Below are 428 nucleotides of genomic sequence, written 5' to 3'. Positions count from 1 at the left end.
GGAGGAGCTCAACGGCGCCGCCAACATCCTGAACTTCGAATCGACCTCCGACTCGCTCGGCCAGGTCGAGATCATCGCCAACTTCAAGCCGGGCACCGACACCGGCCAGGCCTCGGTCGAGGTGCAGGCCGATCTTCGCCTGGGTCGTCGCCCTGTTCATCTGTCTGGTCGGCGCAATCTCGATTCCGCTGCTCGCGGTCGCGCAGTATCCGATCATCGCGCCGCCCTCGATCTCGATCTCGACCAGCTATCCCGGCGCGTCGCCGGAGAACCTCTACAACAGCGTGACGCGGCTGATCGAGGAGGAGCTCAACGGCGCCGCCAACATCCTGAACTTCGAATCGACCTCCGACTCGCTCGGCCAGGTCGAGATCATCGCCAACTTCAAGCCGGGCACCGACACCGGCCAGGCCTCGGTCGAGGTGCAG

General features: G+C 65.0%; 2 protein-coding genes. One reads left to right on the top strand and one right to left on the bottom strand.

The window, feature by feature from the left end; genetic code table 11:
• Positions 1-217, bottom strand: a 217-nt coding sequence (locus D0N36_RS19410) for a hypothetical protein (RefSeq protein WP_207190735.1), incomplete at its 3' end; no start/stop codon positions are given.
• Between D0N36_RS19410 and D0N36_RS20335 the strand changes: the two genes are divergently transcribed.
• Positions 132-428, top strand: a 297-nt coding sequence (locus D0N36_RS20335) for an efflux RND transporter permease subunit (protein ID WP_147320992.1), incomplete at its 3' end; no start/stop codon positions are given. The two genes, D0N36_RS19410 and D0N36_RS20335, sit on opposite strands and share 86 nt — an antisense overlap.

This window comes from Hymenobacter lapidiphilus, assembly GCF_003417065.2.
Lineage (GTDB): Bacteria > Bacteroidota > Bacteroidia > Cytophagales > Hymenobacteraceae > Hymenobacter.
This window is presented reverse-complemented; position numbering and strand designations above follow the sequence as displayed.